We start from the raw sequence: 26,559 nt of genomic DNA, 5'->3' as shown, positions 1-26,559 counted from the left end.
CTAGACGGAGGGCGGGGTGATCTCCACCGGTTCGCCCAGGTCCGCCGACGACGTGCCGACCCGCAACGAGAACGGTCCCGCGGCGACCCGCCAGCCGCCGTCCACCCATTCCTGGAAAGCGCGGAGCGGCAACGGAATCTCCACCGAGCCGGACGCCCCCGGATCCAGCGTGACGGCGGCCCAGCCGGCCAGGCGCCCGTTCAGGTAGGCCTGCACGATCTGCTGGTCACGTCGCGCGCCCGTATTCGTCACCCGGATCTGCGGCGTGTGCCCGGCCCGGACCAGCTCGAGGCTCCACGTCGAGTAGGAAAGCCCCGCGCCGAAGGCGAACAGGGGGTCCGCGTCGGCGGCGCGATAGCCGAAGGACCGGCCTTCCCGGTATTCCAGCACGCCGCCGGTGGGGTGCGCGGAGGGGACGTGGTCGCCGGACCTCGGCCAGGAGGTGGGCATCCGGCCGCCCGGCGAACGGACGCCGAGCAGCATGTCGGCCAGCGCGTTCCCGTACTCCTGGCCGGGGAACCAGACGATCAGCACCGCCGCCGCGGCCGAGGCGGTCGGCAGCAGCACCGGCGCGCCCGCGTTGACGACCAGTACGGTGTCCGGGTTCGCCTCGGTCACCCGGGCGATGAGCTCGTCCTGCCGGCCGGGCAGCGCGAGCGAGGTCCGGTCGACGCCCTCCACCTCCGACTCGGGGGTCGTGCCGACGAAGAGCAGCACGACCTCGGCCGACCGCGCCACCTCGACGGCCCGCGCGATCTCGGCGTCGTCGGACCGTACGGGCGGCTCCAGCGTCAGCTCGAAGGCGGTTCCGAACGTGGGACCCGTGCCCACCTTGTGCCACAGCCGGATGCCGATCTCCTGACCGGCGGTGAGAGGCACGGTGGCGGAGCGCTGCGGCGGCAGCATCGCGGCCACCGCCGGATCCATGTGGGGCGGCTCCTCGACGTGGTCGTCCAGCAGCACGCGGCCGTCCACCTCGAGCACGTAGCGGCCGAGCCCGGAGAAGCCGATCGTGTGGTCGCCCGTCGTCCCGGCTCGCCACCGCGTGGTGACCTCGACCTCGTTCACCGCGTCCTCGAGCAGCCCCTCGGCGAACCGGCCCAGCCACATGAATCGGCCGCCGGTGCGCTCCTCGCGGCCCACCTCGGCGCCGTCCGCGCCGAAGAACCGCACCAGCAGCGGCAGACCGTCGGCGGCCGGCACGCGAGTGTGCGCGCGGACCCCCGGAGCGTGCACGATCTCGGTTCCCTCGAGAGCCGCGCGGAGACCGTCGAGCGGTCCGACCCGGTACCGCGGGAAGACCGTCGCGCTGCCCCCGCCCAGAACCCGTCCGTGCTCGGCCAGCGGCCCGATCATCGCCACCTTGCGCAGCCGCGACGGGTCGAGGGGCAGCAGCCCGTTGTTGCGGGTGAGCACGCTGCCCGCGACGGCCGCCTCGCGCAGCAGCCCGGCCACGGCCTCGGCCCCGGCCGGCTCGGGCGGCGCGGGCGGGGTCGCGCCGTCGAGCGCTCCGACCCGGGCGGCCAGCACCAGGATGCGGTAGACCTTCTCGTCGATGTCCTGCTCGCTGACCTCACCGCTCTCGACCGCGGCCAGCAGGCCGGCGTTCCACGGGCTCTTCGGCCCCGGCATCGAGATGTCCAGCGCGGCGCGGGCCGACGGAGCCACCGAACGGCAGGCCATCCAGTCGGACATGACGACGCCGGAGAAGCCCCACTCGTCCTTGAGCACCTCCTTGAGCAGCGGGCTCTCGGTCATGGTGTGCCCGTTGACCCCGTTGTAGGCAGCCATCACGGCCCACGGCTCAGCCTCGGTCACCACCGTCTCGAAGGGCGCCAGATAGACCTCGCGCAAGGTCTGCTCGTCGATCCGGTTGTCGGTGCGGTCGCGGTCGGTCTCCTGGTCGTTGCCGACGAAGTGCTTGACCGTGGCGGCCACCCCACCCGACTGGACGCCGCGGATGAGCGCCGCGGCCAGTTTGCCGGAGAGCAGCGGATCCTCGCTGAAGCACTCGAAGTGCCGGCCGCCGTACGGCGTGCGGTGCAGGTTGACGACCGGGGCGAGCAGCACGTCGACGCTCTTGCGGCGGGCCTCGGCGGCCAGCAACCGGCCGAGCCGGTGCGCCAGGTCCTCGTCCCAGGCAGCGGCGACCGCGGTGGGCGAGGGCAGGCAGGCCGACGGGTCGGTCTCGTCCCACATCTCCCCGCGGACGCCGACCGGGCCGTCCGAGACGACGATCCGGCGCAGGCCGATGTCGGGTTCGGCCGGCAGGGACCAGAAATCCTCACCGGTCAGCAAGCGGATCTTCTGTGCCAGGGACAACTTGGCCACCCGAGCGCGGAGGTCTTCGGGGCCGGCAGTCGGTCGGGACATGGCAGCCATGCTGTCATCCGGACGCCGCCGCCGGGGGCCGGCCGGAGCGGGTGCGCACGTTTGAAGAAGCCGGGCCCATCGACCGTCCACAGTGTTGCAACTTCCGGACGGCTCCAGCATCGTAGCTAGGACTTGATCGGGTCCAAGGAGTGAGTATGCGCGAACGGATGAGCGGCTTTTCGGCCATAGCCCTGTTGAGCGCCCTGTCGCTGTCGACGTTCGCGTATGTGACGACCGAGAACCTGCCGATCGGCCTGCTCCCGCTGATCTCCCGCGAGCTGCACAGCACCACCGCCGCGGTCGGGCTGCTCGTCACCACGTACGGCCTGGTCGTGGTGGTCCTGTCGATCCCGCTGACCCTGGTCACCCAGCGAATCGACCGCCGCCTGCTGATCTGCGGCCTGATGGCGGTCTACGTCGTCGGCAACGCGGTGTCATCGTTCGCCGAAAGCTACGGGACGTTGATGGCGGCGAGGATCGCGGTGGCGGTGAGCCAGTCCCTCTTCTGGGCGGTCATCGCCCCGGCCACCGCCGGACTCTTCGTTCCGGCCCTGCGGCCCCGCGCGCTCTCCATCGTGTACGCGGGCAGCTCCGTCGCCGCCCTCGCCGGCGTCCCGCTCGGCACCTGGCTCGGCCAGCAGACCAGCTGGCGGGTCACCTTCGTGGTGCTGAGCGGCCTCGGCGTGGCCATCCTGGCCACTGTCGCCGTCCTGTTGCCCGCCAGCCCGCCCGGCTCCAGCGACGCCGACCGTGGCTCGGCCCCCGACGCCGGCCGCTACTGGACGATCGTCGTCTACACGGCCCTCGCTGTCATCGGCGCGTTCACCTCGTTCACCTACATCAGCCCGTTCTTCACCGACGTGAGCGGCTTCGGCGAGGGCATGGTCGGCCCGCTGCTGTTCGTCCGCGGCTTCGCCGGCCTGATCGGCGTGTTCGTGGTCGCCTCCCTGGTCGCCCGCAACGGCTGGCTCACCATGGTGGGCCTGGTCGCCGCGCAGGCCGTGGCGCTGCTCGGCCAGTGGGCGCTGGGTGACAACCAGATCGCCGTCATCGTTTCGATCTGCGTCTCCGGCTTCGCCCTGGCCGGCGTCTCCACCGCGCTCGCCACCCGGGCGCTGGAGGTCGCGCCGAGCAGCTCGGCCCTCGCCAACGCGGGCACGTCGACCGCCTTCAACGCCGGCATCACCGGCGGCGCGTTCATCGGCAGCCTGCTGCTCTCGCCGTTCGGCGTGCGCAGCACCGCGCTGGTCGGTGCGCTGTTCAGCCTGCTCGCCCTGGTCGCCGTGCTCGCCGAGCCCCGGCTGTCGTCCCGCCGGGCAGCGGCCGCGCCCGCTCTCGAAGAGCCGGCTCCGCGATGACCTCGCCGCACCGCCGCCTCAACGCCCTGACCGGCGACTGGGTGCTGGTGTCACCGCAGCGGGCCACGCGACCGTGGCAGGGGATCGTCGAGGCGACGCCGGCGCAGCGACCGCCCGCGCACGACCCGGGCTGTTATCTCTGCCCGGGCAACGAGCGGGCCGGAGGCCACCGGACGCCGCCCTACGAGTCGACCTTCGTCTTCGACAACGACTTCCCGGCCCTGCTGCCGTCGCCGCCCACGGTGGCGTCCGGCGGCGGCCTGCTGACCGCCGCACCGGTGCGCGGGATCTGCCGGGTGGTCTGCTACTCCCCGCGCCACGACCTGACCCTGGGCGAGCTGAGCGTCGAGGCCGTCGCCGAGGTCGTCGACGTCTGGACCGCGCAATACCTCGACCTGGGCGAGCGTCCCTGGATCGAGCATGTGCAGATCTTCGAGAACCGCGGCGCGATGACCGGCGCCAGCAACCCCCACCCGCACGGCCAGATCTGGGCGGAGGACGACCTTCCCGATCTGGTACGCCGTGAGGACGCGCGAATGGCCGCGTACTCCGGCTGCCTGCTCTGCGACTACCTCGCCACGGAGCTCGCCGCCGACGAGCGGATCGTGCTGAGCGACGACCGGTTCGTCGCGCTCGTCCCCTGGTGGGCGACCTGGCCCTTCGAGACGCTGGTGCTGCCGCGTGCGCACGCTGGCGCGCTGCCCGACCTGGACGCCGCCGGCCGGGTGGCGCTGGCCGGTCTGCTGCGCCGGCTGGCCCGGACCTACGACAACGTCTTCGGCGTGACGTTCCCGTACTCGATGGGCCTGCACCAACGGCCGACCGGTCGCGCCGCCAAGCCGGAGTGGCACCTGCACGCGCATTTCTTCCCGCCGCTGCTGAGGTCGGCGACGGTCCGGAAGTACATGGGCGGCTACGAGTTCCTGGGCCGGCCCCAGCGGGATCTGACCCCGGAGTCGGCGGCGGCCCGCCTGCGCGAGGCCGCCGCCGGAGCCTGAACTGCCTATTTGTTGTACGGCATGATCGGGAACCAGCCGTGATCGAACATCGCCGGCAGCCGGACGTCCCAATAGACCACGGTGAAGACGCCGAGCGCGATCAGCAGGGCGCCCGTGACCGCGACGGTCCGGGCCGGGTGGCTCGACAGCCAGGCGATCGCGCGTCCCCGGCTGAGCAGGACGATCAGGCCGAACAGGAGCGAGACGAGGAAGATGTTGCCCAGTGACTGGAGGATGAACGCCCCGGCGCCGTAAAGCGGGTTGCCGCTGTCGACGGCCCAGTGGAACAGCTTGTTGAACAACGGGTACGGCCGGCCGATGAGGAACGCGCCGACGAGCGCGCCCAGGGTCACGACCCGGGCGACCGGACGCCGGGCGAACGGGTCCGGCAGCACGCCCAGGACGGCCAGCCCGAGACAGATGAAGGCCAGGCCGATCAGCCCGAAGACGACGATCGACTGCCACAGCCGTACGGGTATCCCACCGGCCGTGGCGGTGGACAGCTGCGGCATCCGGTCGCCGACCAGCACGCCGATGAAGCCGTAGAGCCCGGACACGACGACCATGCCGAGCGCCAGCCAGCCGACCGGCCGCAGCATGCCACGAAGGCCGTCCCGCACGCCGGCGCCGGCCGCGCTCATCGGCCCGATCGACGCGGCCATGGCGATGTTGCAGGCGGTGAAGGTGCCGGCCAGACCCGAGACGAAGGCGAACACCAGGCCGGCCAGAGTGCCGCCGACCGCGGTGGCCTTGGCGTCGTGACCCAGGATGGTGTTGGCGACGTTGTCGCCGATGACGTGGTCGACCAGCTCGAACGACCAGAGGACGGCCAGCGCCACCCCGGCCAGGACGCTGCCGGCGATGATCCGGCCCCGGCGTACCGGAGCGTCGAGCGGTCGCTCGAGAAGACGTTGATCGCGATCGGTGACGGCCATGGTGGAAACCTCTCTTCGTCTCACCGCGGCGTTCTCGTCCGCGGACGGCGTAGCAGGAGGAACAGGAGCACCGCGGTCAGCAGCAGGTCCACGGCGAGCAGCACCAGGCTGAGCGGGTCCTTGCCGGCGTGCGTGTGACCGGCCGCGGCGTCGGGAGCCGCCGGTCTCCCGGCCGCGGCGGCCGTGCCGACGGTGAACGAGGTGGTTCCCGCGAGCTCACCGCCGCGGGCGAAGGTCACGTGATAGCCGACCTGGTAGAGGCCCTCGCTGCCGGCCTGAACCGGCACGGCCACCCGGGCGCCGTCGACGCGGGTGTCACCCGAGGACACCGTCCGCCCGGCCGGATCCTCGACGACCAGGTGCGCCAGCTGCGGATCGTCGGCGAAGTCGAGCGTCACCACCGTGGGGATCGCGTCCAGCCGGGCGCCGTCCGGAGGATCCATGCCGGTCAGGCGGGGCTCGTCGCCGATCCCGCCGCGCAGGGCCACGATCACGAGCGTCGCGAGCACGAGGACACCGGCGGCGAGCAGCCGCCGGTGGTGGCCGGCGGCTGCTGCCCCACTCATGCCGATGCGCCGGTCAGCTGCCGGTGGCAGCTGCACGGGATGTCCCGGATCTCGGCCGGGGTGGGACGCAGATGGAAGTACATGGCCACGACCATCGGGAGGAAGACGATGGTGTTGTAGAACAGGTGCAGCTCGACCCGGGGTACCACCAGCTGCAGCAGGCTGGTCGGCACGCTGCGGCCGAACAGGTGGTGCCCGGTCTGGGCCTGGAGCAGAAGCAGCAGATGCTCGATGTGGTGCCAGAACTGGATAGCCAGGGCGACCGTCCACCAGGTGCGGGAACGGCCGGTGAAGCCCGGCCGGAGCAGGAACAGGCCGATCAGCATGAGAATGGCGTAGCCGTAGTGCAGCCACTCGGAGCGGATCAGCCAGGGGAAGGGCATCCCGAGGACGCCGCGGGCCTGCGGCGGTTTCCAGCCCAGGCCCCACAGTTGGATCGCCTGCGCGATGTGCTCGGCCCAGTGAGCGAGCACGATGACCATGAAGATGCTGAGCGCGGCTCGGTGGTGCGGCCCGTTGAGGCTGCGGATCCAGCCGCCTCCGGTCCGGGTGGCGCTGTGATTGACGACAGACACGAGCGGTCCTTTCGGGTACGGCGGGAGTCCATCGCCAGTCTGGGGCGGCGGTTCCGCCCGGACACCTTCCAAAGTGCTTTCTGTAGCGACCCGCATACGCGGAGGTGACCGGGCCCGCAGTCCGACCACAATGGAGGAATGAGCATCGATCGTCTCCGCGTCCTGATCACCGGTGGCACCGGCTTCATCGGCACGCACACGGTCCGGGCCGCGCTCGCCGCCGGTCACCACGTCCGGGTCCTGGCCCGGGATCCCCGTGGTGTGCCCCGGGCACTCGGGGAACGCATCGAGGTCGTCCAGGGAGACGCCACCGTGCGCGCCGACGCCGAGCGGGCGGCCGACGGATGCGACGCCCTCGTGCATGCCGCCGGGCGATACTCCTTCGACCGCCGGGACGCCCGCGCGCTGGAGCCCGCCAACGTCGTCGCCACCGAGGTGATGCTGGCCGCCGCACGGTCGGCCGGCCTCGACCCGATCGTGCACGTCTCGACGTTCGGGGTGTTGCGCGCGACCGGCGGCGGCGCCGCGCACACCGGCTCGCCGGTGGACGAGCCGCGCGAGGCGTACCTGGCGAGCAAGGCCCGGGCCGAGCGGATCGCTCGCGACCATCAGCGCGACGGCGCACCGGTTGTCATCACCTATCCGCTCGCCTCTCTCGGCCCCGGCGACGACCGCCTCGGCGATCAGGTTCGCCGGGTCCGCGACGTGCTGAGTGGCCGGATGCCGATCTGGCCCGGCGGCGGCTTCCCCATCGGCGACGTACGCGATGTGGGACGGCTCCACGCGGCGCTGCTGCGCCCCGGTCTCGGCGCGCGGCGGTTCATCGCTCCCGGGCGCTACGTGACGACCCGGGAATACCTCGGCGCGTTGCGCACCGCCACCGGCCGTTCGCTGCCCGCCGTGCACCTGCCCGCGTCGCTGCTGGTCCCGGTCGGCGCGCTGGCCGACGCGGCGCAGCGGCTGCTGCCGGTCACGCTCCCGGTCTCGTACGGGTCGATCTACGTGTGCGGGCACGCGCCCCGGGTGGACAACCGGGCGACCACGGATCTGCTGGGCGACCCCGGCCGGACGCTGGCCGAGACGATGACCGACACGGTGACGTGGCTGGCCGCCACCGGCGCCGTCACCCCGCGGCAGGCGGGTGACCGGCCGGTGGCGGCCCGGCGCTGATCAGCGGGCTTCCCGCACCCGCATCGGCAGGCCACCGCGCATCCGCAGCGACAGCATCGGCTCCGGGACCACGCGGTGGCCCGGGACCGTCTCCAGCCGCAGCTCCCGCATGATGCTGGCGAGCACGAAGGCCGCCTCCATCATGCCCAGGTGGTTGCCCACGCAGAACCGCGGGCCGGCGCCGAAGGGGATGTAGGCGTACCGCGGCCGGTCGGACGGCCGGTCCGGGTCGAAGCGCTCCGGGTCGAAACGCTCCGGGTCCGGCCAGAACGCCGGATGCCGGTGCAGTGTGAACGGGCAGATCAGCACGTCGGCGCCGGCGGGCACCCGGTAGCCGCCGATCACGTCGGGTCCCACCGCCTTGCGCGGCAGGATCCAGACCGGCGGGAAGAGCCGCATGGCCTCGGACAGGACCATCGAGGTGTAACGCAGCTCGTGCAGGTCGGCGTAGGAGGGCATCCGGTCGCCGAGCACCTCGACGGCCTCGGCCCGCAACCGGTCACCGACCTCCGGATGCCTGTCGATCAGGTGCAACGTCCAGCTCAGCGTGCTGGCCGTGGTCTCGTGCCCGGCCAGCAGCAACGTCACCAGCTCGTCGTGCAGCCGGGTGCGGGCCACCTCGGGGTCGCGCTCGGCCCGGGCCGAGACGATCAGCCGGGCCAGCACGTCGTCGCCCGAGGTGTCGGCGCGCTCGGCCACCAGGGTGTCCACCGTGCGCTGCAGCCGCCGCCGGGCCCGCCGGAAACGCAGCTGCCGCGGCAACGGCACCTGCATCGGCACCGCACTCAGCGTCGCGAGCTCGAACATCGCCTGGTCCTGCACCGCGGCGAAGTCGCCGCCGATCGTCTCGAACCGGCCCAGGTCGGCGTCGAGCAGCGTGCGCCCGAGAACGCCGAGGGTGAGCCCGGTCATCTCGTGCAGGACCTCGACCGGCTCGCCGTTGACGTGCCGCCGCAGGCGGGCGACCAGCTTGGCCGCCTCCTCGGCGACGACGTCGGCCTGGGCGGCGATCCGCCGGCTCTGGAAGGCCGGCTGGACCACCTTGCGCTGTTCCCGCCAGAGCGCGCCCTCGCTGGTCAGCAAACCGTCGCCGAGGGCCCGGCGGGCGTGCACCAGGCCGATCCCCTTGTGATAGTTGGCGGCGTTGTCGGCCAGCACGTGCTTGGCGTGCTCCGGGTGGTTGAAGAACCACAGCTTCTTGTGCCCGACCGGCAGCCGGGACGCGTCGCCGTACCGGTCGGCCGCCGAGGTCATCATGCCGAGCCGGTCGCGGCCCATCACCAGCAGCATCCGCAGCGCCGCGCTGAGCGGCGGGCCCGGCGGCCGCGGGCCCCTCACGCCGCCACCCCGCTGGGGTCCCGGTCCGCCTTGCGCAGCCGGCCACCGTGGAACAGCAGCGGCTCCGCGTCCTCGTCCTCGCCGCGGCGCACGGCCAGCAGCTCGCCGAGGAAGATGGTGTGGTCACCGCCGTCGTAGGAGCGCCACACCGAGCACTCGAAGTGGGCCAAGGCCCCGGCGATCAGTGGTGCGCCGGAGTGCTCGCCGGCGTGCCAGTCCACGTCGGCGAACTGCTCCGCGCCCATCGGCCGGTTCCGGTCGGCGAAGTAGCGGGCGAGCCCCCCGTGCCCGGCACCGAGCACCGAGACGGCGAACCGGCCGGCCGTGGTCAGCACGTCGTGCATGACGGCTCCGTGCTCGACACAGATCAGCAGCAGCGGCGGATCGAGCGAGACGGCGGTGAACGAGTTGGCCGTCATCCCGTGCGGCATCGCGCCACCGACTGTGACCACCGTGACGCCGGTGGGGAATGAGCCGAACGCCCGGCGCAGGGAGCGGGAGTCGAAGGTGGTCTCCATCGAGGCGCTCATGTCGTCACCGTCCGGAGCACCGCGTACGGTTCCAGCGCCCGGACCAGCGCGTCCGGTACCCGGGTGGGTGCCGTACGCGTGTTGGGCCCTCGCATGCACGCCACCCGCTGGCTGCCGCGGGCCACCAGCGTCTCCCCGCCCGGATCCAGCCGGAGGTAGTCGAAGCCGAACTCGAGCTGCGTCTGACCGAGGTCGAGCAACCGCATGCGGATGGCGAGCTCGTCGAACGCGGTGATCTCGGCGAAGAACTCGCAGTCGACCCGCAGGGTGAACAGCTTCAGATCGGCCTGCAGATCGGCGAGGACGTCCGGGGCGTGGGTCTTGAGGAACATCTCCCGGCAGCGGCCCTGCCAGCGCAGGTAGTTGACGTAGTAGACGTTGCCGACGATGTTCGTCTCCTCGAATCCCACGGTGTGCGGGTACTCGTAGTACTTGTCCACTGTCACTTCCTTGTCCCGGCGAGAATGGCGGCGACGACGGGGCCGTCGACGTCGCGGATCGTCGTGCTGAAGGTGGCGATGTCCAGTTCTCCGGCCCGGAGGACGACCCACCCCGGACGCTGCGGGAGCAGCAGGGTCAGCGGCCCGTCGAGCGGGCGGCCCGCCTTGCGCAGGCTCTCCCGCGCGCACCACACCCGGGTGGCGGCCGTGTCGTAGTCGTCCGGCGTGCTCCGCTCGATCAGAGCCGCCACCTCGGCGTGCGAGCTCAGCAGGCCGGACCAGGTGGTGGCATCGCGCTCGGCGACCTGCTCCAGGTCGCAGCCGAGCTCGGCGCCGGACATGGTGAACAGCGTCAGGCCCGCCGCGTGCGCGGCCGACACGACCCGGTCGCCGGCCAGCTCCGGACGCCCGTCGGGCCGGTAGCGGAGCTCGACCGGCCGCCGGGCCGCCCGGGACGCCGCCACGCGGGTGGCGTCGCGGCGCTCGCGTCCGTCGTCCGCGAGCACGGTGACCGACACGTCGCGGCCCAGCAGGTCCTCCACCCCGCGCTCGAGGTAGGGGCCGAGCAGGGCGGGCACCCACGGCCCGGCCGCGCTCCGGCGTCGCACGGCCCGCAGCCGCAGCCCCTCCCAGCGCTCCAGCACCTCGCCGGCCGAGGAGCGCAGAGCCACGTCGTAGACGTACGAGTCGCCGTCGTGCTCGCGCTCGACCGCGCAGTAGCGCAGTCCCCGCGCGGCGGTGAGCTTCTCGCCGCCCGGGTAGATCCGGTCCACTCCTACCGGCAGCAACGTGGCGTCCGGCACGCAGACCTGGTTGCCGTGCATCAGCGCGTCGCGCACGCCGGCGTCGCCCAGCAGCAGGTGGCCGGGCACGAACGGCGCGAACCACCCGGCCGCCGCGTCGGCCTCCAGTTCCGCGTCGACATATCGGGCGGCCGCGGCGTGGTAACGCCGCAGGCGCTGGAACCGGCTGCCCTGGAACAGGATCGAGTCGTACAGATCGGCCGCCGGGTCCAGCTCGACCGCGGGCAACTCGTCGGCGACCTGCTCGGGCGGGCCGTCCGGCAACTCGGTGGGGCCCAGGCGCAGCCGCGCCGTGAAGTGGTCGGCCGAGTAGCCGGTGTCCGCGCTGCGGATCGCGACCTGGACCATGTCGTCCTCCACCACGGTGGCGGCGATCCGGATCGTCGTCCGGCCCTCCGGCAGCACGATGATCGGACGCAGGAACTCGGCCTGCTCGATCACCGGCACCCGCTCCACGCCGGTAACCGCCGTGGCCACCTGCGCCATGGCCTCCATCCCGAAGACGGCCGGGAACAGCAGGTTGCCGTCCAGCTCGTGGTCGGCCAGGTAACGGTCGGTGCCCGCGTTCAGCTCCACCTCGCAGACCAGCTCGACCCCGTGGTAGCGCACCAGCGGACGCTCGACGAACCGGGACAGCGGCAGGGGCGGGAGCGGCCGGCGGACCGTGTCGATGCCCTCCGTACGGCCGCTGATCACCACCACCCCGGGCGCCGCGGGGTCGGCGAGCACCCGGCGCAGGATCGCGATGCCCTGCTCCGGCGTGATCGGCGTGACGCCGTCACGGGTCAGCGACTCGACCACCGACAGCCGCTCGCCCATGCCCACGCCCGACCAGACCGACCATTCCAGGCACAGGGCCCGGCAGTACGGGTGGGTCCGGCCGTACTCGGTGGTCAGATCGGCGAGCCACTCGTTGGCGGTGGCGTAGTGCGCCTCCCCCCGCAGGCCGGCGCGCCCGATGATGCTGCCGAGCGCGACCAGCAGCCGCAGTCGTGCCGGGTCGACCGCGTCGAGAACCGATCGCAGCCCGTCCACCTTCGGCGCGAAGGTCGACCGGAACGCCTCGGCGTCCAGTGCGGTCAGCGAGGCGGGCTCGTTGCGCCCGGCGCCGTGCAGGATCGCCGTGATGGCGCCCAGCTCGGCGGTGAACCGGCCGATCGCGGCGGTGACCTGCGCCGGGTCGGTGACGTCGGCGCGCTCGTAGCGCACCTTGACCCCGGCCGAGGCGATGCGTTCCAGGTTGGCCGCCAGCTCCGGGTCGGCGGCCGGGTCGGACCGGCCCAGCAGGGCCAGGGCGGCGCCCGAGTCGCTGGCCAGGGCCAGGGCGCACTCGGCCGTGATGCCCTTGCCGCCGCCGGTCACCAGCAGCACGTCGGCTCCGGTCAGCGGCGCCTCGGTCCGTTCCGGGCGGATCGGCATCGGCCGCAGCGTGGGCACCCGCCGCCGGCCCTCGGCGTCGTAGTGCGCCTCGGCGAAGGACCGGGTGGCGGCCACCTCGGCCACCACCTCGTCCCCGGCGGTCGTGCCGGCCGGCAGCTGCACGATGGTAACGCGCAACCGCGGCGCCTCCAGGCGGAGGGTCTTGGCGAGCCCGGCCGCGCCCCGGCCGTGCTGGACGAGAACGAAGCGGCCGTCGGCCGGCCCGGCCAGCGCCGCCCGGGCACCGGCTCGGGCCGCCTCCAGATCGGCTTCGGTGCAGGCGTCCGGCATGCAGACCAGCACGCCGCCGCCGAGAGCGGCCCGGCCGAGCCGGTCGGCGAGCGCCGCGGCGTACGGGTGACCCGCCGGAGCGTGCACCGTCCACGGGCCGGGCGGCTCCTCCCCGCCGGCCGGCGACACCGGTTCGAGGTCGAGATCGACGGTGAAGGGCCGGGCCCAGGCCGCCGCGCCGGCCACCGGGACCGACTGCGCGAGGTCGGCCGGTGTCGCCGTGTCCCGTGCCGAGTCCAGCGCCGCGGCGAGCTGCTCGACAGTGGCCGTGGCGAAGTTGGTCGGCGTCTGGGAGGCGGGCAGCCCGAGCGCGGTGGCCGTCGCGTTGACGACCTGGCCCACGGTGATCGAGCTCAGGTGCAGATCGTCGAGGAGCAGGCTGTCCCCGCGGACCAGGTCGAGCGGCAGCTCGGCACGCTCGGAGGCCAGCTTGCGCAGCAGCTCCAGGGTGTCGCCGGCCGGCTCGGCGGCCACCGGCGAGGTGCCCGCCGGTGCGACCTCCGGTGCGGCCGGAATCGGTGCCGCCACGGCCACGTCGTCGGCCTCGGGGGCCTTCTCACACGGGTTGACCAGGAAGCTGAACTCGGCGTCCAGCGACAGCGGCCGCACGAACCGGCCACGGAACAGGCCGGCGTCGAGGTCGGCCGCGCCGATGACGTACGCGGCGCCGACCGCCCTCAGCAGCCCGGTCAGCGACTCCGCGTCGGTGTCGACGGCCAGCGCGGGCACGTCGCTGATCTCGGCGGCCAGGCCGCTGAGCACGTGACCCGGCCCGACCTCGATGAACAGGTCGGCGTCGCGGGCTGCCTCGGTGAGGGCCCCGTGGAACAGCACCGGGTCGGTGATCTGCCGGTGCAGCAGCCGGCGCAGGTCGGTGCCGGGCTCCAGGACGTCCCCGGTCACCGTGGACACCACCGCACGGCCGACCGGCCCGAAGGCGACGTTCTCGAGCTGGGCCGCGAACGCGTCGGCGGCCGGCGCCACCAGCGGCGAGTGGAACGCGTGCGAGACCCGCAGGGGCGTGGCCTGCCAGCCACCGGCCGTGGCCCGGCGGCAGACCTCCGTGACCTCCTCGGCCGTGCCCGCGACGACCGTGCGCTCGGCGCTGTTGTACGCGGCGACGACGGCCCGCATCTCGCCGATGAGCTTCTCGGCCATCTCGGCCGACGTGCCGATCATGGCCATGGTGCCGGACGAGCTGTGCCGCGCCATCGTGGCGCCGCGCAGGCCGGCCACGCTCAGCAGGGACGGCAGGTCGAGCGCGCCGGCCCAGTGCAGGGCGGCGATCTCGCCGAGGCTGTGCCCCACGCCGACCGACGCGTGTACCCCGAGCGAGGCGAGCACCCGCAGCGCGGCGGCCGAGCCGGTGACGATGCGGGGCTGGGCAACCTCGGTGGCCACGTGATCGCCGGTGGTGGGCAGGGCGGCCGCCGCGTACACCTCCTCGGCCTCGGCGAACCGGCGGCGCAGCGCGCCACCCGTGAAGCCCTTGCCGGAGCCCTGCCCCGGGAACAGGAAGCCGATCCGGGCCGGGCCGGCCACCCGGGCCAGCAGCACCCGGCCCTCGGCGGTGATCGACCGCTGCTCACCCGCCTCGATCAGCTCGCGCAGCCGGCGTAGTTGCCGCTGCGCGTCCTGCGGGGAGGTGACGACCACCGCGGCCCGCAGCGGCCGCCCGCGCAGCTCGCCGTGCAGGGTAGCGGCCAGGTCGGCGAGCTGGCCGTAGGTGAGCGAGGGAAGCAGCGCGAGCAACTGGTCGACGCGGCTCGTCAGGTCTTCGGCGGACGCGGCGTCCAGCAGCAGCAGTTCCGCGTCCTGGACCGACCCGGCCAGCATGCGCGTGTGCGTGTCCAGCCCGGTGTGGCGCCGGGGGTGCGGGCTCTCGATGACGAGGTGGGTGTTGATGCCGCCGAAGCCCATCGCGGTGATGCCCGCCCGCACCGGGACGTCCGCCGGCCAAGCCTCGGCCTTGCGCAGGGTGCGCAGGGCGGCGTCCGAGCCGGTCAGCAGCTCGTGCGCGTCGACCGAACCCACGCTGGGCGGCAGCACCTCGTGGTGCGCGGCGAGCGCCGCCTTGATCAGTCCGGCGACGCCCGCCGCGGCCTTGGTGTGCCCGATCATGCCCTTGATCGAGCCGATCGCCGCCGGCGCCGCCACCGGACCGGCGTCCCGGCGCGCCTCGGTCAGCGCGGTCAGCTCGGTGGCGTCGCCGACGCGCGTACCCGTGCCGTGGCCCTCGAAGAGAGCGACCGTGTCGATGCCGAAGCGGGCGCGCGCGTAGGCCCGCCGCAGCGCCAGGCGGTAGCCGTCCGCCTCGGGCCGGGTGATGCCGCCCTTGCCGTCCGACGAGATGCCCCAGCCGGCGATCGACGCGTAGATCCGGTGCCCGGCCGCCAGCGCCTCCTCCTCGCGCATCAGGACGACCATGCCGCAGCCCTCGCCCGGCCAGAATCCGTTGGAGGCACGGTCGTACACCCGCATCTCGCGGGAGGCGAGGGCGCCGGTCTTGGCGAACCCGATCATCTCGAGCGGGTCGATGGACAGGTCGACCCCGCCGGCCACCGCGACGTCGACGTCGCCGTCGAGCAGCGCCCGGGCCGCGGTCACCACCGACAGCAGCGACGACGAACAGGCGCCGTCGACCGTGTAGCCGCCGCCCTTGAGGTCGAAGTAGTTGCAGATGCGCCCGGCGATCGTGTTCGACAGCGCCCCGGCCAGCGTGTCCTCGTCGACCGGCGGGAACGGGCTCTTGTACGTCGCCTCCAGACCGCCGAGGAATCCGGCCAGCTTGTCGTCGTCCCACCCATGCTCGCGCAGCGCGGCGGCGACCGTCCGGCGAACGTACGGCCAGCGCAGCCGCAGCAGGTTGGCGCGGGAGAACTCGCCGGTGAGGCTGTTGCCGACCACGACGCCGGTGCGCTCCCGGGGCAGTCCCTCGCCCAGCGGGAACCCGGCGTCGGTCAGCGCCGCGGCGGCGATGTCGAGCGCCAGCCAGTGGGTGAGGTCGGTCGATCGGTACGTGCTGCCGGCCACCTTGTAGCCGACCCGGTCGAACTGGTAGCCCTCGATGACCGCGGCATGGTCGGCGTAGAACCGGTCGGGGGTGGCCTGGTCGGCACTCCAGTAGTCGGCCAGCCGCATGCGCACGTCGGGCAGCCGGCGGAACGCGCGCCGCCCGGCGAGGGCGTTCTCCCACAGCTCGTGCGGGGATGAGGCGTCCGGATACCGGCAGGCCATGCCGATGATGGCGATTCTGCTCATGCTGTCTCCCCAAGCCTCACGCGGCCGGCGACTGGATGCCGCGGGCCGTCACGTATGTGTCCTTGATGCGTTGCCGCCATTGCTCGTAGGCCGGCAGCGGCCCGGCGTGGTCGAGTCCGGCGAGGGCGGCGTCGTTGATCGCCGACGCCTCGGCCGCCGAGCAGCCGCAGAACACCCGCGTCCCCACCTCGGTGCCGGGCACGACGAGACCGGCCCGGACCCGGGCGCCGGCCGCGAAGGACGAGCCCTGCGCCAGGTCACCCGCGTACGGGCCGGCCGCGTCGAGCAGCCACCGCAGCTCCTCCTCGTCGGCGCCCCCGGCGTAGGTGGCGGCCAGCCCGGCCCCGCTGTAGAGGTCGGACCGGCGGCTTTCGGGGAAACGGCTGATCATCTCGTGCAGCCGCCGCGCGTCGGTCCCGGCGACGAACCACATGGCCCGGCCGACGCCCTGGTCGATGACCCGGGCCGCGTACCACTGGGGACCGCCGGCCGGCCAGGGGAACCGCTCGTGCCGGGTCTGGCCGTCGACGTACGCGGCGGTCTTGAAGTACGCCTGGTGGAATCCATACCCGTCGAGTACCAGCCACCGCAGCAGCGGGTCGGGCGCGTGCAGCCCGGACCAGAAGAGCCGTGGCACGCGTGCCATCGCCCAACCGACGCCGACGTAGGCCATGTAGACGTGGGGGTCGCCCGGGCCGGCCAGGAACTCCTCGACGTGCCGGCGGCCCCCGATCGGAATGGCGTCCCGGATGGCCAGCGCCATCGCCGCGCCCTCGTAGGCGAAACCCCGGAAGGCGGTGGTCATTTCGTCCAAGCCGGTTTCGGCGTCACCGGGACGGCGGCTTTCCGCAGCCAGCGCGAAGCCCTTCAGGAATGACTTGCCGACCTCCTCGAGCCGTTCCTTCGCCTGCGCGTTCTTGTAATGAAAACCGCGCACGGAAAGGCTGGTCTCAGCGACGTCCGGGGTGAGTATGCGGCGACGTAATGCTGCGAGAGCTGCCATGAGAGATCCCGTCCTCGTACGATGTACATCCGATTCTCGGCGGCTCGCGGCGGGGATTCATCTTCTCCATTGCCGCGAGGCCGCCGCCGATCGGCGGGATCTGCCGGTTTTCTCAGGCGCCGGGCCCGCGATCGGCGATCCGGGCCCGGATGCGGGTGCGCCAGTTCTCGTAGTCGAGCTCCCCGGCGGCCGCGGGGCCGCCGTCGGCCGCGTCGTCGGCGAGCTCGGCCGCGGCGGCCACGGTGAGACCGGCCAGCGCCTCGATCGCCGCCTCCGAGTGGGCCGGCACGAAGCCGGAGAAGTCCCGCGCCTTGGCCGCGAAGACCGCGCCCTGAGCGAGGTGGGTCGCGTCCGGGCCGGCGTGCCGGCGCAGGGCGGCCAACCCGGCCGCGTCGCAGCCGCCGGCGAACGTGGCGGCCAGGCCGACGCCGCTCCACAGATCGGAGCGCCGATCGGCGGCGAACCGGGCCACCCCGCTCCCGACGGCGTCCGGCCGTCCACCGTGGATGAACCACAGCGCGCGCCCGATGCCCTGGTCGACGGCCCGCGGGAAGTAGTCCGGCCGGCCCAGCCAGGGATAGGCGGGCAGGCGCAGCTGCCGTTCGACATGGCGGTCGGTCCGGAAGTAGGCGCGGTCGAAACCGTAGCCGTCCACGGCCAGCCAGCTCATGGTCGGGTAGTACGGCGTTCCGGTCAGGTCGGGCAGGACGCCACGCCAGGCGGGCCGGGGCAGACGAGCCATGGCGAAGCCGATGCCGATGTAGGTCAGGAAGGTGTGCGGCACCCCCGGGCCGGAGAGCAGGTCCCGCGCCCGGCGCCCGCGCCCGGCCGCCATCGCGTCGCGGATCGTGCAGGCCATGGCGGCCCCCTCGTACGCGAAGCCGCGCATCTCGGGGTCGACCAGTTCCAGCCGGCGGACCAGCTCGTCCAGCCCGCGGACCTCGATACCCCATTCGAAGCCGACGACCACCGACTCCGGGATGGCTTCGAGCCGGCGCGTCGCCGGGGTCTCGACGACCGGGAAACCGCGCGCCGCGAAGGTCACCGAACGCAGCGACGGCGCCATGGCCAGCCGGCGGATCGTACCGGGGATCGACATCTGTCTGCCTTCCGCTTGTCTGCTAGGCGGTGTCCGCGCGGACCGCGCCGTTGTGGCGGGCGCCCACCCGGGCGGCCGCGGCGGCGCTCGCCCACGCGGTGGCGTCGATCAGCCGCCGATCGCCGGGGTGGTGACGCCGGAACTCCTCCACCGCCCGATCCGTGACCTGGTGCGACGCCAGCGCCGTGAGCAGCGCCAGCCGGGCCGCCGCGCGCGGTGCCGGTGGCAGCTCCCCGACAAGGTCCTCGCACCACCCGGTGCTGAGGCCGGTGTCCTCACCGGCCCAGTCGTCCAAGCGGTCCAGCACCAGGCGCCGCACGGCGACGTCCAGCGAGCGCTCGCCGGCCAGTTCGAAGACGCCGAAGGCGCGGGCCACCGCGTCGGCCAGCACCGGGCTGTCCCCGGCCCAGGCCAGGTCCGGCCGCGGCGGGGCCGGCGGCAGCAGCCCGTTGGCACGGCCGGCCGGGTGGTCGCCCCGGACGGACGGCTTCATCACGTAGCTGAGCCCGCGCTTGAGCCGACGCCGCGAGCGAGGACTCAAGCGCGGCGGCAGCAGCGAGCCGGTGAGGAAGACGTTGACCATCCGGCTCAGGTAGTGGAAGCCCACCACGACGCCGATCAGCTCGGCCCGCTCGGCGGCCGCGATCCCGGGTGGCAGCGGCGGGCCGCCGTCCCGGTGGGCACCGCGCGCCCAGGCGACGATCTGGCGCAGCCGGGCGTCGGTGATCTCGCCGAGGTGGTCGCCGCCGATCGCTTCGGCGTCGCGCTCCCCGGACAGTTCGTACAGCCCCACCGTGTGCATGTCGGTGCAGTACGGACAGGTGCTGGCCACCGCCACGGCGGCCGCGACCGCCTCCTTGACCAGGCGGCCCGCGCGGCCGGGCGGCATCAGCGGCTCCCGGATCAGCGCCCAGTAGGCGGCCAGGACCTCGGGCGACGGTGAATGCAGCATCGCGGGCGGGATGACCAGCCGCATCTCCTCGGCCACCTGCCGATACACCTCGGCGACCAGCCCGGTGGCGTGCGTGGCGAGGACCGGGTCGACATGCCGGACGTGCCGCTGGGTCACGATCGAGGAGACGCGATCGGCGACCATGTCAGGCCACCGTCGCTTGCTCGGCCAGCGCGGAGTAGGAGTCGCGCATCCGGCTCAGCGCGTGCTTGCGCGCGTCGGTCAGGGCCATCAGCACCGGCGGGTCCAGCGCCCGGCTGGGCTTGAGGACCAGGTCGGCCCGGATGAGCGAGCCGGCCCGCACGGTGACCGGACCGTAGGTGGCCACCGCTATCACCGGCTCGGCGTCCGCGTCCTCGAGCACCGATTGGGCCAGCAGGTACCAGGTGCCGGCCGGCACCTGGTCCAGCAGCACCCGCCCGCCGCCGGCGACGACTGCGCACTGCGCCGGCTGACCCTCGGGGATGCGCTCGGGAAAGACGCCCACGAAGATCAGCGCGTCGCCGGCCGGCTCGGACACCCGCAACCGGACCGCCATGCGGGCGTCCGACGGCCGCGCCGAGTGGGATCGCCGGACCGGCCGGATCGACGGGGCGAACCCGGCGTGCCGCCGGTAGGTGGTGGGCGACATGCCGACGCTGCGGCTGAACCGGGAGCTGAACGTGCCGACGCTGTTGTACCCGACCTGCACGCTGATGTCCGCCACGTTCATGGACGTCGTCAGGAGCAGTTCTTTTGCCCGTTGCAGTCGCAGAGCCGAGAGGAAACGGCCGGGCGAGACGCCGGTGCTCCGCTGGAAGAGCCGGGTGAAGTGGAACTTGCTGAACATCGCGGTCCGGGCCAGCTCATCGACCGTGAGTTGCTCACCCATGCGTTCCCGCATGGCGTCGATAGCCCGCAGAACCGCTTTCTCGGACGAGTCGTCCATGACACCCCCCATGTCAGCGGCACGCGCCGCATTGAGGACCGAAGACGACACATAATGGTCGGCCCCGTCATTTCGAGGACTAACGACAAACGCGATTCGCGAAGCCTTTTAAATGCTTGTGGATTTGATCGCTGCCGCCGCCACGACGCTACCGGAGGCCACGAGGATCTTCAACAGTTCGAAACCACGCGGACACGCTGAGCAATGACGAAGAAGAAGCGGATACCGCTACTACACGAAATGGAGAGCATCGATTTCCGGTATCGTGACGGCCGGCGACCCCGGGCCGCGTGTCGCAGCCGGGCGGGCAGCCGGGGCCTAACCCGTGCCGCCGGCGCTCAGGACGCGTCCGGCCCGCCGCGCCGCCGCCATGCTCGCCCAGGCGGTCAGCCGCACCAGGGCGCCGTCGCCGAGGCCGGCCGCACGCACGGCGGCGATGTCCGCGTCGGCGACGCGGCTCGAGGCGTACGCGGCCAGCAGGGCCAGCCGCCCCACGGCGCGCTGCTCCTCCGGCAGGTCCCGCAGCGCCGCGTCAGCCCAGGGCCGCAGACCCAGGCCCGGCCCGCACTCCCGCGGATCGTCCAACCGGGCCTCGACGAGGTCCCGGACGGCGCCGGGCAGGACCGCGGCGCCGGCCGCCTCGATCGCCGCGCACGCGCGGACCATCGCGTCGCCGATCGAGGCGATCGGCGCCGCCCACGTCAGGTCCCCGGGCAGGTGGGGCGTGGTGGCCGGCCGGCCGGGGACGACGCGCGTCCGCGCCAGGCGGCCGAACAGCCGGGGCGCGGCCCGCCGGCCGACCGCCCGGGGCACCGCCGGCGCACCGGCGAGCGGGGAGTCCTCGAGGAAGATGTTCACCATCCGGTTGAGGTAGTGAAAGGTCACGGCGACGCCGATGGCGGCGGCCCGGCCGCTCGGTCCGACGTCCGGGGGCGGCGGCCGGCCGTCCCGCGCCCAGCGGGCCAGCGAGCGCAGACGCGGGTCACGCACCTCCTCGACGCGCCCGCCGGCGATCAGCCGGGCATCGGCGCCGGGCCGCAGGCCAGCCAGGGCCGCGCCGTGGACCTCGGTGCAATAGGGGCACGAGTTGGCCGCCGAGACCGCCGCGGCGACCGCCTCCTTCTCGGCCCGGTCGCCCGGACGTCCGGCCAGCAGCGTCTCGCGCAGCATGAGCCACACCGCGTCCAGCACCTCGGGGGCGGCCGCGTGCAGGGCGACCGGCGGCGCGAGCATGCCGAACTCGGTCTCCACCTGGTCGTAGACGGCCCGGACCCGGGGTGGCGCGGCGGACGGAGGAACGGCAGTGAGGCGTCGGATGTGCCGCAGCGACAGGCGGCGGGCACCGCGCGCGAGCAGAGTAGCCACGGGATCCCCTTTCGGCACTGTCCAGTGTGGCCGGTCGCGGACCCGGCGGCCATCTTCTGACTTGCCGGAACAACCGTCACTCTCGGTAACGCTGAGGTTATCCATGGTTGCCGATGAGGATGCGATCTCTTAGTCTTCTTGCCGACGAGCCACCAGAAGATCCACCCGGTACTGAGCCCCCGGCCACCATCCCCGACGTCCCACCGAGACACCGCCCTGGCCAGCACCGTCACCGGCATCCGGCCCGAAGTCGTCAGTCATGGGGGAGTCACGATGCGAATCTCGGACCTGAGCCGCCAGTCCGGCGTGCCGGTCGCGACGATCAAGTTCTATCAACGCGCGCAACTGCTTCCGCCGGGTGAGCCGACGGGCCGCAACCAGGCCCACTACGGCAAGGTCCACCTTCGGCGGCTGCGCCTGATCAAGACGCTGACGTCGCTCGGCGAACTCGACCTGACGTCGGTGCGGCGGCTGCTGGCCGCCGCCGAGGACGACGAGGTGTCGCTGATCGGTCTGTTCGAGGAGCTCAACCGGGTGCAGATCGCGAGCAAGGAGGCCGCGGTCGAGAACGACGAGAGCATGGAGTTCGCCCGCAAGGAAGTGGACCGGATCATCGACTCGGCGGGCTGGGACGTCCGGCCCGACGCGGCGGCACGCCTCCACCTCGGCCTGGCCATAGCCGGGATGCGCCGCCTCGGTTGTGATTGCGATCCGGACTTCCTCGACGCCTACCGCGACGCGGCCGACCGGCTCGCCGCGCTCGAGATCGGGCGCGTCTCGTCCGACCCGACCGGCCGGGCCGCGCACCTCACCCGCAGCATCCTGCTGCGTGAGGCGCTCACGGCGATGCGCGAACTGGGCCAGGAGCACTATCTCGCGCGTCAGCCCGGGCTGGCGCCGGCCCCGTCGGACGACTCCTGATCCGTGGCCCGGGGTCCCCGGCGCCGTCGCGCCGGGAACCCCTGACGGTTCACCGGACGCCGGCGGACCTGTCGAACTGCCCCGGCCGGCGGCCCTCACCGGCCGGCCCCCGATAGGCCTGCGCGATGCTCAACCAGCCGGGCGCCACCTGCCCCTCCGCCCGCACAGCCAGGTCATCGGGGTGCCGGCGACGCGTCACCAGCAGGCAGAAGTCCTCGGCCGGGCCGGTCACGCGCTCCTGCGAATCGGCCGGCCCGAACTCCCACCGCTCCCCCGAGGGTGCGGTGATCTCGAAGCGGAAGGCCACGCCGGGAACGTCGAGGCCGCGCGCCAGATAACCGAAGTCCCACGTCCGGACGGCGAAGGTCACCAGGTGGCGCAACCGGTCGGTGTGCGTACGGCGTACGCCCAGGGCGTCCGCGATGTCCTGGCCGTGACCGAACATCTCCATCATCCCCGCGCACGCCAGCATCCCGGCCGGGATGGGCCGCACGAGCCACGGCACGAGCTGACCGTAGGGCAGCGCGGCAAGCGCCTTGACCGCGGCCGCGCGCTCCTCCCGCCACCGGGTCAGCAGCACCCCGGGCGGGTCGTTCAGATACTGGCCGAGCGCCCGAGTCACGTTCTCGGTGAAGTTCGGGCCCAGGCCGGCGGTCAGCGCCATGAACGAGTCAGGGTCCGCGGCGGCCATCGTCGCCATCCGGAACGTGGCCGCCAGGTGCGCGATCTGATGCGCCACGGTCCAGCCGGGGGCCGGGGTCGGCGTGGCCCAGGCGCCGGGTTCGAGATCGCGCACCAGCGCGTCGATGCTCTCGCCGTCCGCGGCCAGGTCCGTCGTCACTTGCGCCGCATCGGTCATTGGTCCACCTCTCTTCGTCGAGTGCGCGCCCGGACCACTCAGGCCGGGTCTCGCGGGGAGTTCTGGTACACCGACAGGAGCCACTCGCCGTCCCTCTTGGTCAGAATCCACGAGGCCCGGATGGCGTCGGCGGCGGCCAGCTCGGTGCTCCCGGCCGCGATCACCCCGCCCTCGGTCAGCAGGGCCACCGCGCCCGGGCCGAGGGGCTTGACGGCGATCGGCCGGCCGGTCACGGTGGTGCCCCGGTAGACGCCGCGGTAGGCCTCGGCCATGTGCTCCCGGATGGCGGCCCGGCCGGAGACGTACACCCCGGGCAGGATGAGCGCGCCGTCCTCGGCGAAGAGCGCGGCGAAGGCGTCGGCGTCGTGGTCGCTCCAGGCCCGCACCAGCCGGCCCGGCATGGCGCCGACGGCCGCCTGTTCCCGCTCGTCGAAGACGGCGGCATCGGTGCTCGTGGTCATTCTCGGTACCCGCTTTCGTCCGTGTGCCTTCTCGAATGCGATCGCTGTCCATCCTGTCCGGATCCGGGCCGGTCAAGCGTCTTCCAGCGTGCGGGACCAGCGGCGGGGCAACGCCGAAGATGCGTCGGGGAACGGCACCGGCCGACGATGGACGTCCAATCCTTTTCGGACGAAAGGGGCAGGCATGCTCGACGTAGCAGTGGAGCTGACTCCCATCGAACTGATGACCCTCGAGGCGTACGCCGACACCATCATCCCGGGCGAGCGGCGCGGCGCGGGGGATCTGGCGGTGGCCGGAGCGGCCGACGGCGGCGGCGCCGTAGCCTCCGGCGCGGTCGACCTGATGGTCTCCGTGGAGGGTGGCCTCGCCGGCATGCTCGACACCCTGGTGACCGGCCTCAACGACCACGCCGTCGAGTACGCCGGACGCGCCGGCGTCCGCCTCGAACCCGGGGTGCCCCCGTTCGTGGCCCTGCCGTTCCCGCACCGGACCGCGCTGGTCCAGGCGCTGACCGCGGCCGGGCATCCCGAGCAGGACCTCTGGGTGTCGCTGGCCATGTTCAGCGTGATGGCGTGGGACACCGGCGCCGCCGAGCACACGGTCGACGCCCTCGCCGCGGGGCACCCCGGCCTCATCCAGATGGGCTTCGCCCGGCCCGACCCGGACGGCCTCTGGCGCTTTCCCGACTTCTCCTACCGGCGTGCCCTCGCCACGCCGCACCCGCACACCGCCGCGACGGGAGATCCGGCATGACCCCCACCGAGAGCACCGACGTCGTCGTCATCGGCAGCGGCTTCGGCGGCTCGATCCCGGCGTACCGGCTGGCCGCCGGCGGCGCCCGCGTCGTGATCCTCGAACGCGGCCCCTGGCTGACCGGGGCCGACTTCGACCACGACCTCAAGTTCGGCAGCGCCAGCACCCGCGTCTTCGAGTTCACCATGGGCGACGGGATGAACGTGCTCGGCGGCAACTGCGTCGGCGGTGGCAGCGTCGTCTACTTCGCCGCCATGCCCCGCGCGCCCCGGTTCACCTTCGAGCGCCAGGGACTGCTCGGCCGGCCGCTGTGGCCACGCTCCGTCACCCGGGACGTCCTCGACCCGTGGTACGACATGGTCGCCGAGTCGTTGCCCATCACCCGCAGCGAGTGGGAGGACGTCACCTACTCCGGTGGCCTGTTCGCCGCCGCGTGCGCGCACGCCGGCCGGACCGCCAACCCGGTCCCGACGGCCGTCGACCCGGCCCGGTGCACGAACTGCAACTGGATGATGTCCGGGTGCCGCTTCGACGCCAAGCGCTCGCTGCTGCTCAACTACATCCCCGCCGCGGTCTCGCACGGAGCCCGGGTGCGGCCACTGCACGAGGTGCAACACATCGCGCCGACCGGGGACGGCGGCTACCGCGTGCACTACAACACGGTGGACGAGGTCGATTACCGGGTCGTCACCGGAACCGGCACGATCGACGCCCGGATCGTCATCGTGGCCGCCGGTGCGGCCGCCACGCCGGTCATCCTCCAGCGGTCGCAAGAGGCGCTGGGCGGGATCCCCGAGGCCGTCGGACGGCACTTCTCCGGCAACGGCGAGCGCCTCAACACGGCCGTCATCGACGAGGCGAAGGCCCGGGACGTGCTCGGGCTCGACCGGGGTGACGGCGTCGCCTACGAGGGTTACCAGGTCGGGAAGGGGCCGGTGTGCGCGAGCTGGGACCGGCTGGACCCGGACCTGCCCGAGTTCAGCCGGCACTCGCTGGAGCAGCTCTACTTCCCGCCCGGCTTCGGCACGATCCTCGCCCAGGTCCGGGACGCGACCGGGCCGTCGTGGTTCGGCGTGGAGAAGAAGGAGATGCTCCGCCGCTGGCGGTCCTGGCTGACCATCTTCATCATGAGCGAGGACGGCAACGAGGGTGTCTTCGGGCCGCCGCCGGAGACCGGCAACGCCGACCGCATCGCCCAGCAGATGCTCAGTCGTGGCGCCCTGCGATACCGGCCGAGCGAGCAGACCAGGGCGGGCTGGGCGCGCGCCGACGCCGACATCCGCGACATCCTCGAACGCGACGGGCTGGCCCGCGTCATGCCGTGGACCGACGAGGTGATCGGCGCGTACACGGTGCACCCGCTGGCCTCGTGCCGGATCGGTGACGACCCGGCCACGTCGGCCCTCGACGACCGGCACGAGCTGCGCGGTCATCCGGGCATCTTCGTCACCGACGGATCGGCGGTGCCGGCCGGCCTGACGGTGAATCCGGCCTTCACCATCGCGGCGCTTGCCGAGCGGGCCGTGCCGGGCATCGTGCAGGCCGCGCTCGACCGCGGCGTGCCCGTGCGCTACGTGGACGCGCCGCCCCGCTCGGCGCCCGAGCCGCGCCCGACGACACCGGCTGTCGCCTGACGGCGGGCGGCAACGAACGAGCCCACCGCTTCCACAGTGGAAGCGGTGGGCTCGTTCGTTGTCCGGCCGGGTCAGACGCGGGGCACCTCGAAGAGGCGCGGGAACGTCTTGGCCAGGCCCAGGTCCCCGCGGGCCTTGAGCCGGCCGCGCAGGAAGAGCGTCCAGGCCTGCGCGTTCCCGGTGGTCATCTTGATGAAGTTGACGGCGTCCAGGGTCAGCCGCAGCCGGGGTTCGGCCGTCGTGCCCGGGCGGACCTCACAACGGCGGTCGCGGACCTCGACCTCCCACACGTCCTCGGGGCCGCCGCCGGGGTGGCCTACGTGCCAGTGCACCACGGCGTGCAGCGATCCGGCCCGATCGGCCCGGAACACGTCAGGCATTCCCCGGAAGACCGCGGTCAGCACCGGCGTACGCCGGGAGCCGCGCATGAGCTCCTCCAGCTCCCGATCCGAGGCGTCCTTCACCTCCAGAGCGAACGTGCCCGGATCGATCGCCGGGTCGGCCTGGATGGGCATGGTTTACCTCC

At 73.0% G+C, this 26,559-nt stretch carries 22 protein-coding genes; 6 read left to right on the top strand and 16 right to left on the bottom strand.

Annotated elements, in window-relative coordinates; translation table 11 throughout:
* The gene (locus Acy02nite_RS41740; RefSeq protein WP_203754496.1) at positions 1-2,373 is read right to left on the bottom strand and encodes a beta-glucosidase family protein; all 2,373 of its coding nucleotides are present in this window, start codon (positions 2,371-2,373) and stop codon (positions 1-3) included.
* A 155-nt stretch (positions 2,374-2,528) separates the two neighbouring features.
* Here Acy02nite_RS41740 and Acy02nite_RS41735 point away from each other — a divergent pair, with 155 nt between their 5' ends.
* Complete coding sequence (locus Acy02nite_RS41735) at positions 2,529-3,731, top strand: MFS transporter (RefSeq protein ID WP_239175747.1); 1,203 nt, start codon at positions 2,529-2,531, stop codon at positions 3,729-3,731.
* Positions 3,728-4,729, top strand: a complete 1,002-nt coding sequence (locus Acy02nite_RS41730; protein ID WP_203754494.1) for a UDP-glucose--hexose-1-phosphate uridylyltransferase — start codon at positions 3,728-3,730, stop codon at positions 4,727-4,729. The genes Acy02nite_RS41735 and Acy02nite_RS41730 overlap by 4 nt, the downstream gene beginning before the upstream one ends.
* Before the next feature lie 5 nt (positions 4,730-4,734).
* Here Acy02nite_RS41730 and Acy02nite_RS41725 read toward each other — a convergent pair whose 3' ends face one another.
* The 3 genes from Acy02nite_RS41725 to Acy02nite_RS41715 are packed head-to-tail and all read right to left on the bottom strand — an operon-like array spanning position 4,735 to position 6,805.
* Complete coding sequence (locus Acy02nite_RS41725; RefSeq protein ID WP_203754492.1) at positions 4,735-5,664, bottom strand: hypothetical protein; 930 nt, start codon at positions 5,662-5,664, stop codon at positions 4,735-4,737.
* Between the two features lie 20 nt (positions 5,665-5,684).
* Positions 5,685-6,230 carry a copper resistance CopC family protein gene (locus tag Acy02nite_RS41720; RefSeq protein ID WP_203754490.1) on the bottom strand — a complete coding sequence of 182 codons (546 nt, stop codon included), beginning with the start codon at positions 6,228-6,230 and terminating at the stop codon, positions 5,685-5,687.
* Complete coding sequence (locus Acy02nite_RS41715; RefSeq protein ID WP_425548151.1) at positions 6,227-6,805, bottom strand: hypothetical protein; 579 nt, start codon at positions 6,803-6,805, stop codon at positions 6,227-6,229. The genes Acy02nite_RS41720 and Acy02nite_RS41715 overlap by 4 nt, the downstream gene beginning before the upstream one ends.
* Positions 6,806-6,943: 138 nt before the next feature.
* Here Acy02nite_RS41715 and Acy02nite_RS41710 point away from each other — a divergent pair, with 138 nt between their 5' ends.
* Positions 6,944-7,975: an NAD-dependent epimerase/dehydratase family protein gene (locus Acy02nite_RS41710; protein ID WP_203754488.1), complete on the top strand. Its 1,032-nt coding sequence runs from the start codon at positions 6,944-6,946 to the stop codon at positions 7,973-7,975.
* Here the strand turns inward: Acy02nite_RS41710 and Acy02nite_RS41705 are convergent, their stop codons facing one another.
* From Acy02nite_RS41705 to Acy02nite_RS41665, 9 genes are all read right to left on the bottom strand, one after another.
* On the bottom strand, positions 7,976-9,313 hold the full coding sequence (locus Acy02nite_RS41705) for a cytochrome P450 (RefSeq protein WP_264653272.1): 1,338 nt from the start codon (positions 9,311-9,313) through the stop codon (positions 7,976-7,978).
* Positions 9,310-9,843, bottom strand: coding sequence for a flavin reductase family protein (locus Acy02nite_RS41700; protein WP_203754485.1), 534 nt, complete (start codon positions 9,841-9,843; stop codon positions 9,310-9,312). Before Acy02nite_RS41700 ends, Acy02nite_RS41705 begins: the two co-directional genes overlap by 4 nt.
* Entirely contained in the window at positions 9,840-10,283 is a 444-nt protein-coding gene (locus Acy02nite_RS41695) for an acyl-CoA thioesterase (RefSeq protein ID WP_203754482.1), read from the bottom strand. Before Acy02nite_RS41695 ends, Acy02nite_RS41700 begins: the two co-directional genes overlap by 4 nt.
* 2 nt (positions 10,284-10,285) lie before the next feature.
* Positions 10,286-16,057, bottom strand: a complete 5,772-nt coding sequence (locus Acy02nite_RS41690) for a type I polyketide synthase (RefSeq protein WP_203754478.1) — start codon at positions 16,055-16,057, stop codon at positions 10,286-10,288.
* A gap of 16 nt (positions 16,058-16,073) precedes the next feature.
* Positions 16,074-17,060 carry a DUF1702 family protein gene (locus tag Acy02nite_RS41685; RefSeq protein ID WP_203754475.1) on the bottom strand — a complete coding sequence of 329 codons (987 nt, stop codon included), beginning with the start codon at positions 17,058-17,060 and terminating at the stop codon, positions 16,074-16,076.
* A 112-nt stretch (positions 17,061-17,172) separates the two neighbouring features.
* Positions 17,173-18,159 (bottom strand): DUF1702 family protein, encoded by a 987-nt coding sequence (locus tag Acy02nite_RS41680; protein ID WP_203754473.1) that lies wholly within the window; start codon positions 18,157-18,159, stop codon positions 17,173-17,175.
* Between the two features lie 22 nt (positions 18,160-18,181).
* Positions 18,182-19,255 carry a carboxymuconolactone decarboxylase family protein gene (locus Acy02nite_RS41675; RefSeq protein WP_203754471.1) on the bottom strand — a complete coding sequence of 358 codons (1,074 nt, stop codon included), beginning with the start codon at positions 19,253-19,255 and terminating at the stop codon, positions 18,182-18,184.
* Between the two features lies 1 nt (position 19,256).
* Positions 19,257-20,039, bottom strand: coding sequence for a helix-turn-helix domain-containing protein (locus tag Acy02nite_RS41670; RefSeq protein ID WP_203754469.1), 783 nt, complete (start codon positions 20,037-20,039; stop codon positions 19,257-19,259).
* A gap of 318 nt (positions 20,040-20,357) precedes the next feature.
* On the bottom strand, positions 20,358-21,404 hold the full coding sequence (locus Acy02nite_RS41665) for a carboxymuconolactone decarboxylase family protein (protein ID WP_239175745.1): 1,047 nt from the start codon (positions 21,402-21,404) through the stop codon (positions 20,358-20,360).
* 273 nt (positions 21,405-21,677) lie between these two features.
* On the opposite strand from Acy02nite_RS41665, the gene Acy02nite_RS41660 reads away from it, so the two are divergent.
* Positions 21,678-22,325, top strand: coding sequence for a MerR family transcriptional regulator (locus Acy02nite_RS41660; RefSeq protein WP_203754464.1), 648 nt, complete (start codon positions 21,678-21,680; stop codon positions 22,323-22,325).
* 49 nt (positions 22,326-22,374) lie between these two features.
* Here the strand turns inward: Acy02nite_RS41660 and Acy02nite_RS41655 are convergent, their stop codons facing one another.
* Both Acy02nite_RS41655 and Acy02nite_RS41650 read right to left on the bottom strand, forming a co-directional pair.
* Positions 22,375-23,184, bottom strand: coding sequence for a TIGR03084 family metal-binding protein (locus tag Acy02nite_RS41655; RefSeq protein ID WP_203754462.1), 810 nt, complete (start codon positions 23,182-23,184; stop codon positions 22,375-22,377).
* A 38-nt stretch (positions 23,185-23,222) separates the two neighbouring features.
* Positions 23,223-23,645 (bottom strand): SgcJ/EcaC family oxidoreductase, encoded by a 423-nt coding sequence (locus Acy02nite_RS41650; protein WP_203754459.1) that lies wholly within the window; start codon positions 23,643-23,645, stop codon positions 23,223-23,225.
* A gap of 184 nt (positions 23,646-23,829) precedes the next feature.
* On the opposite strand from Acy02nite_RS41650, the gene Acy02nite_RS41645 reads away from it, so the two are divergent.
* Together Acy02nite_RS41645 and Acy02nite_RS41640 are read left to right on the top strand one after the other, a co-directional pair.
* On the top strand, positions 23,830-24,399 hold the full coding sequence (locus tag Acy02nite_RS41645) for a DUF5987 family protein (RefSeq protein ID WP_239175743.1): 570 nt from the start codon (positions 23,830-23,832) through the stop codon (positions 24,397-24,399).
* A complete protein-coding gene (locus tag Acy02nite_RS41640; RefSeq protein WP_203754455.1) occupies positions 24,396-26,033 on the top strand; it encodes a GMC family oxidoreductase N-terminal domain-containing protein in 1,638 nt (545 codons plus the stop codon). The genes Acy02nite_RS41645 and Acy02nite_RS41640 overlap by 4 nt, the downstream gene beginning before the upstream one ends.
* Before the next feature lie 71 nt (positions 26,034-26,104).
* On the opposite strand, the gene Acy02nite_RS41635 is transcribed toward Acy02nite_RS41640, so the two are convergent.
* On the bottom strand, positions 26,105-26,548 hold the full coding sequence (locus Acy02nite_RS41635) for an SCP2 sterol-binding domain-containing protein (RefSeq protein ID WP_203754453.1): 444 nt from the start codon (positions 26,546-26,548) through the stop codon (positions 26,105-26,107).
* Positions 26,549-26,559 lie beyond the last annotated feature (11 nt).

The organism is Actinoplanes cyaneus (assembly GCF_016862095.1).
Taxonomy (GTDB): Bacteria; Actinomycetota; Actinomycetes; order Mycobacteriales; family Micromonosporaceae; genus Actinoplanes; species Actinoplanes cyaneus.
The sequence above is the reverse complement of the archived record's forward strand: the minus strand, read 5'-3'. Positions and strand labels throughout refer to the sequence as shown.